Here is a 6,684-nt window from a genome sequence, read left to right as displayed (position 1 = left end):
CCCCCCTCAATTTCCTCTATAATAAACCATGAAGAATCCACCTAAAAAAGGAGATTTACATATGGAAAAAACCTTAATTTTCGGACATAAAAACCCAGATACAGATACAATCTGCTCAGCCCTCGCTTACGCCGACCTGAAGACACAGCTCGGCCAGGAAGTAGAAGCTGTGCGTCTTGGCGAGATCAACGGCGAAACTCAGTACGCGCTGACAAAATTCAACGCTGAAGCTCCGCGTCTGATCAGCAATGTAGCTGATGAAGCAACAACAGTCATTCTTGTAGACCACAATGAGCGCCAGCAGAGCGCGGACGGTATTGAAAGTGTGCGTGTCGCTGAAGTTATCGACCACCACCGCATTGCCAACTTTGAAACGAGCGATCCTTTGTACTACCGCTGCGAGCCTGTCGGCTGTACGGCTACGATCCTGAACAAAATGTACAAGGAAAACGGCAAGAGCATCCCGCAAAATATTGCCGGCCTTATGCTGTCTGCAATCATTTCTGACTCCCTTCTGTTTAAATCACCGACTTGCACAGACGAAGATGTGAAGGCTGCACATGAGCTTGCGGAAATTGCGGGTGTGGATGCGGAAGAATATGGCCTTGAAATGCTGAAGGCTGGTGCTGACTTGAGCGATAAGTCTGCTGCACAGCTGGTCAGCCTGGATGCGAAGGAATTCCAGATGGGTTCTGCTAAAGTGGAAGTGGCGCAGGTGAACGCCGTTGATACGAACGATGTGTTTGCGCTTGAAGAGGAATTGCGTGCGGTAATCAGCAGCACAATCGAGGAAAAAGGCTTGGATCTGTTCCTGTTTGTTGCAACGAATATCCTGACGAACGATTCTGTTGCGCTTGCACTTGGAAAAGAAACAGCTGCTGTCGAGAAAGCATTCAATGTGGTGCTTGCTGATGAGAAGGCTGTCCTTAAAGGTGTTGTTTCACGTAAAAAGCAAATCGTGCCTAACCTGACTGATGCATTAACAAAGTAAAAACCAGCCGCTCCGAAAACCTTCGGAGCGGCATTTTTTATTTCTTATACCAGCCAAGCCCCATAGAGCCTTCGCCAAGATGCGTACCGATGACCGGGCCAAAGTAACCGATCATGAACTCGACGTTCCGCAGCTCTTTTTCCAGCTCTGCTTTCCAGTCATAAGCTTCCTGCTCGCGGTTCGCATGGATGATGACGGCACGGTATTCCCCGCCCCCTGATGCAGCTTCGCCAAGAAGGTCGGCAATACGCTTCATCGCTTTTTTGCGTGTGCGGATTTTTTCAAAAGGCACGATGACCTTGTCCTCGAAATGCAGGAGCGGCTTGACCTGAAGCAGGCTCCCTATTAATGCCTGGGCACTTGAAAGGCGGCCGCCGCGCTGCAGGTGGGAAAGGTCGTCCACCATGAAGTAAGCGCGGACCGTCTGTTTCATTTCCTCCAGGCGGGCCATGATGTCCTGCGGATCCTTGCCGGCGGCAGCCATTTCTGCCGCTTCAATGACATAAAAGCCCTGGACCATGCAGCTGATTTCAGAATCAAATGGATACGCCCTGATTCCTTCAACCATGCTCCCTGCAGTGACGGCTCCCTGATAGGTGCCGCTGATGCCGCTCGACAGATGGATGCTGATGACTGCATCATAGTCGGCCGACAGTTTTTCAAACAGCTCGACGAATTGCCCAGTCGATGGCTGCGAGGTCGTCGGCAGCTCCTTATGCTTCACTTCTTCGTAAAACGCTTCTGCTGTAATTTCTACCTCTTCCTCGTATGTTTCGTTTCCGAATATGACGCTGAGAGGGATCATATGTATGTTCAGTCGATCCCGCAATTCCTTGGGGATGTATGCAGTACTGTCTGTTACTACGGCTGTTCTCATATAAAGAGTACCATCCTTTGTTTTTTCTCTACTATATGTGCAATTTATATTTTATATGAAAACAAGGGAAAATCCTAGGGAGAAAAGAAAGCTTAATATTTGAGGTTCAAAATTGTAATGCGGCGAAAAAGAGAGGGGCATTAGTTTGAGGCGGCGGGCAGGTGATGTGAGAGCTGCCTCCGGTTGATTTCATCAGCGATCAGCTGAATAAAATCAGTATCCACATCACAAAGCAGGGCATCCTCGAAAACTCTAAACAAATTCTCATCAGATAAAAGCAGCAGGCTGGACATATTGTTCAAAACCTCCATCTATTACTTTTATCCTATTTTTAACACAAGATTACATATATTGTAAACTAATATTTTTCATATATCTATTTGCATAAAAAAAGAGCACGCTAGAGCGTGCCCCCCCAATTATCTTACTTCAACCCAGCCGTTCTTGATGGCTACAACAACTGCCTGGGTCCGGTCATTCACATTCATTTTCTGCAGGATGTTACTCACATGGTTCTTAACCGTTTTTTCACTGATGAAAAGCGCTTCGCCGATGCCGCGGTTGCTTTTTCCGTCAGCAAGGAGCTGAAGGACTTCACATTCCCGGCGTGTCAGCAGATGCAGCGGGCGGCGGATTTCAACTTGTGTGTATCCTTCGCTGCTGCCATTTTCATCAGATGCCAGGCGGCGGTATTCTTTGACGAGATTATGGGTTACCTTTGGATGCAGGTAAGAGCCTCCATCAGCCACCACTTTGACCGCTTCAACAAGTGCGTCGGCATCCATTTCCTTCAGCAGATAGCCGCTCGCTCCCGTTTTCAGCGCATGTGTTACATAGTTTTCATCATCATGGATGGAAAGGATGATGACTTTTGCATCCGGATATTTTTCGACTAATTGCTTGGTCGCTTCCACACCGTTGATTGTCGGCATGTTGATATCCATGATGACGACATCCGGGTCATATTCTTCAACAAGACCCAGCGCTTCATTTCCGTCATCGCCTTCTGCAACAACTTCAAATGTCTTTTCAAAATCAAGAATACGTTTAACCCCTTCTCTAAACAACTGATGATCATCGATAATGACGATTTTTGTAGTCAATTGCTTCGCCTCCCAAATTTCCGTAAGTTTATCTCTTTTTTTTATACTGTTGGTTTAAATAATAGGGATCTCTATCATTATATCTTTTTCAAGCCCTATTTGAACCTATCTTTTTTCACTGTTCTCTTAGATTATTGCTTCTGCGGCGCTGGCATTCTTTTATGAAGAAAGCGGCTCATTCCATGAAAGGAACCTGAATCAGCACGATTGTCCCGGCATTGATTTTGGAGTCGAAGGATATCTGCCCTTCCAGCAGTTCGACTCTTTCCCTCATGCCGATCATCCCAAAGGATTCGGGCTTCTTCTGGCTCGTGTCAAACCCTTTGCCGTCATCCCTGATGACAACTGAAATAGAATCATTGCGGATTTCGAGCTTCACTTTGATCTCTTTTGCCTCAGCATGCTTTAGAGCATTCTGTACAGATTCCTGGACAAGCCGGAACAAAGCTACCTCATATTTTGGCGGAAGCCGCTTTTCATCGCCGACATTGCTGAAATAAATTTTCACCGTATTATGGTATTCTTCAATGGTCTGGAGATATTTCCTTAAAGTCGGCACCAGTCCAAGGTCATCGAGAGCCATAGGCCTAAGATCATAGATAATCCTCCTGACCTCGTAAAGCGCATTTCTGACCATCTTCTTAAGGCTTTTGATTTCAGTGATGGCTTCGCCTGCTCCCCGCTCCTTATAGATTCTTTCTATCAGGTCAGAGCGCATCATCACATTGGCCATCATCTGGGCAGGACCGTCATGAATTTCCCTCGACAGCCTTTTTCGCTCTTCCTCCTGCGCTTCAATGATCTTAAGGCCGAAATCCTGCTTAAGCTTTGCATCTTCCAGGACCTCTCCCATCCTCTTCAGGTCGCTCATCAAATAGTTCATGACGACCGAGATCTGGGAAACGAGATGTTCTGCGCGGTCAATGGTTTCCTGGATGCCGAGCAGCCTTCGTTCTATGTCATCCCGCCGTTCGCGAAGCTGCTTTTCCTGCTGGCGGTTCATCGAAAGCTTCATCTGCAGCTGGTGCGCCTTTTCATACGCCTCCCTTACCTGGCTTTCTGTATAGTCCTTGAAATGCATGCTTACTTCAGAAAGCCTTTTTCTGGCAAACCGCGTTTGTGCTTCCAGCTGGTCTCCCTCATCAATGGTCAGGACAACTGCCTGTTTGACTTCCTTCAAATCACTTGTCAAGCTTTCAAAGTCCTGCCGGCATTGCTCGCTTATGCGGAAGATTTCATCCTTGCTGTTTCCAACAGTGGATACCATCTTTTCTAATATAAGATCGAGTGTCTTCGTATCGAATTTTTTTCTAGTCATAAAGATTCCTCCAAAGAGACTGAAAACCCTTCCGTAGCAGTATCTGACACTATTTTAGCTTGAAAATAGAAATTATGTATGAAAAATATACTAAAAAACGAAAAATTCAGCAAAAAGGCACAAGAATTTATAGTATAATCATGTCTAATATCCTATTTTCTTATAATCAGCTGCAATTTATGCCTTATTTTTAAACATAGGACTTTTATATATTATCTCGCAATAATATGTCGATTGGCTTGAAATTATTTTTTAATTATATCATGCGAGAAAGGTACCTATATTAAAGTTTCATTACAATCCATTGAAGAATTGAAGTTACTGAACAAGTCGCTTTATAATGAAATTTGGCAAGCGACGATGACAATCAACGACAAAAATCGATAAAATGCACAGGAAAGGAGCGGGATGCATGCTGCCCTCTTATAAAACAGTCAAGGGCTTTGCCGAGCATGAAATTATTATTCAGAAATCAAGATTTATTGCTCATATATCAAGGGCCGAATCAGAAGAAGAAGCCCTGGCATTTATACAGGAAATCAAAAAAGCACACTGGAATGCTACCCACAATTGCTCAGCCTACCTGATCGGGGAACATGATCATATCCAGAAAGCGAATGATGACGGTGAACCCAGCGGCACTGCCGGGGTCCCGATATTGGAAGTCTTAAAAAAGAAACAGCTGAAAGATACAGTTGCAGTAGTAACAAGATATTTTGGAGGCATCAAGCTTGGAGCCGGGGGTCTCATCCGCGCTTATGGAAAATCAGCCTCTGAGGGCATCAATGCGGCTGGCATAGTCACAAGAAAGCTGATGAAGATTTTATCAGTAAAGGTGGAATATACTTGGCTCGGCAAGCTGGAGAATGAACTCCGTGAATCTGTTTACTCCATAAAGGATATACACTACCTGGAAAACGTAGAGTTTGAGGTGTTTGTTGAAGAAGCTGGCATAAACCTATTCTCAGAATGGATCACTGAGCTCACCAATGGGCAAGGACTGATTGATGAGGGAGAATTGCTGTATCTGGAAGAAGATACGGCTTGAAAAATCTATATCCGGAAATGCATAAAAATTGTAAAATAAAGCTTGATCTGAAGATTTTGCCAAACCTACATTAAAGGAGTACAGATATGTCTGCTAATAGACAAATGGTAAAGGTTCAAAAGAAAAGAAAGCGCCGCAGGAGAGTCGTGATGTGGATCATTGTGCCTCTTCTTGTGCTCGTTCTTGGGGCGACGGCTTATGGCGCTTTTCTGTACAGCAAAGCGCAGACGGTCATTGAAAAATCCTATGAGCCGGTTGAGAGGGAATCAACAAAGCGCGATACAGCAGTTGATCCCGGAATAGATAATGTGTCCATCCTTTTTGTTGGGGTGGATGACAGCAGTACCAGGAATTTCAGCAGCAGCTCCCGTTCAGATGCCCTGATGCTCGCAACCCTGAACGAAAAGACCAAATCTGTTAAGCTGCTCAGCATCCCCCGGGATTCTTATGTTTATATCCCTGAATTGGGCTATAATGATAAAATTACGCATGCCCATGCCAATGGCGGGGTTGCCACAACAATTGAAACAGTCGAAGAAATGCTGGATATCCCTGTCGATTATTATGTAAAAATGAACTTTAACGCGTTCATAGATGTTATTAATGCCTTGGAAGGCATTGAAGTAGAAGTCCCCTATGAACTTAGTGAAAAAGATTCGGAGGACCGGAATCATGCGATCAATCTTGAACCGGGACTGCAGGAGCTTAACGGAGAGGAAGCCCTGGCTTTAGCCCGTACCCGCAAACTGGATAATGACATTGAGCGCGGAAAGCGCCAGCAGGAAATCCTTAAAGCGATTGTAAAAAAAGGCTCCTCTGTCAAGTCTGTCTCCAAGTATGCAGATGTGATGGAAGCTGTCGGAGACAATATGTCTACAGATCTCTCCTTTGATGAAATGAAGTCATTCATCAATTATGCGGCTGCTGGAACATCTCTTGATATTGAAACACTGAATCTGGCCGGGCAGGATGCCTATATTGATGGAATTTATTATTACCAGTTAGATGATGAGGAACTTGATCAAACGATCCTCACCTTAAAAGAACATCTTGAACTCGTCCCGGAAGGCAGCTCTGAAACGGATACAGACAGCACTGTCTCTGATGATACAGGCGAAGATTCCAGCTATTAACCATAGAAATGATACCCGCTGCGGCCATGAAAAAACGTTCATCTTTATAGATGGACGTTTTTAACTGCTTAAAAAAAGGACCGCCCGGAAACGGGCGGCCAAAAGTGGAGATATTAAGGTATTGTCCGTATTTCATAGCCAATAGGAAATGGACAAGTGAGTTAACGCTGAACAGGACATCTAAACCGCTGTTCAAGTCCGTTACGGAATTCCT

The 6,684-nt window shown here is 45.1% G+C and carries 7 protein-coding genes; 3 read left to right on the top strand and 4 right to left on the bottom strand.

Translation table 11 applies throughout. The features are described 5' to 3' along the window. The first annotated feature begins 61 nt into the window (after positions 1-61). Positions 62-991, top strand: a complete 930-nt coding sequence (locus RBB45_RS15175) for a manganese-dependent inorganic pyrophosphatase (RefSeq protein WP_306009868.1) — start codon at positions 62-64, stop codon at positions 989-991. Positions 992-1,028: 37 nt separating this feature from the next. Here RBB45_RS15175 and RBB45_RS15170 read toward each other — a convergent pair whose 3' ends face one another. The 4 genes from RBB45_RS15170 to RBB45_RS15155 form a co-directional block, all read right to left on the bottom strand. Then, a complete protein-coding gene (locus tag RBB45_RS15170; RefSeq protein WP_306009867.1) occupies positions 1,029-1,868 on the bottom strand; it encodes a DegV family protein in 840 nt (279 codons plus the stop codon). A 140-nt stretch (positions 1,869-2,008) separates the two neighbouring features. Then, the gene (locus RBB45_RS15165) at positions 2,009-2,161 is read right to left on the bottom strand and encodes a sporulation histidine kinase inhibitor Sda (protein ID WP_224949564.1); all 153 of its coding nucleotides are present in this window, start codon (positions 2,159-2,161) and stop codon (positions 2,009-2,011) included. 126 nt (positions 2,162-2,287) lie between these two features. Further along, positions 2,288-2,971 carry a response regulator gene (locus RBB45_RS15160; RefSeq protein WP_009792967.1) on the bottom strand — a complete coding sequence of 228 codons (684 nt, stop codon included), beginning with the start codon at positions 2,969-2,971 and terminating at the stop codon, positions 2,288-2,290. A gap of 175 nt (positions 2,972-3,146) precedes the next feature. Then, positions 3,147-4,289: a sensor histidine kinase gene (locus RBB45_RS15155; protein ID WP_009792966.1), complete on the bottom strand. Its 1,143-nt coding sequence runs from the start codon at positions 4,287-4,289 to the stop codon at positions 3,147-3,149. A gap of 412 nt (positions 4,290-4,701) precedes the next feature. On the opposite strand from RBB45_RS15155, the gene RBB45_RS15150 reads away from it, so the two are divergent. Together RBB45_RS15150 and RBB45_RS15145 are read left to right on the top strand one after the other, a co-directional pair. Next, positions 4,702-5,337 (top strand): YigZ family protein, encoded by a 636-nt coding sequence (locus RBB45_RS15150; protein ID WP_224949562.1) that lies wholly within the window; start codon positions 4,702-4,704, stop codon positions 5,335-5,337. Positions 5,338-5,423: 86 nt separating this feature from the next. After that, entirely contained in the window at positions 5,424-6,470 is a 1,047-nt protein-coding gene (locus tag RBB45_RS15145; RefSeq protein ID WP_306009866.1) for an LCP family protein, read from the top strand. Positions 6,471-6,684 lie beyond the last annotated feature (214 nt).

Origin of the sequence: Bacillus sp. MMSF_3328 (genome assembly GCF_030733525.1) — a bacterium.
GTDB lineage: Bacteria > Bacillota > Bacilli > Bacillales > Cytobacillaceae > Bacillus_AB > Bacillus_AB infantis.
Note: the sequence above shows the minus strand (reverse complement) of the source record. Positions and strands in the feature narration are given on the sequence as shown.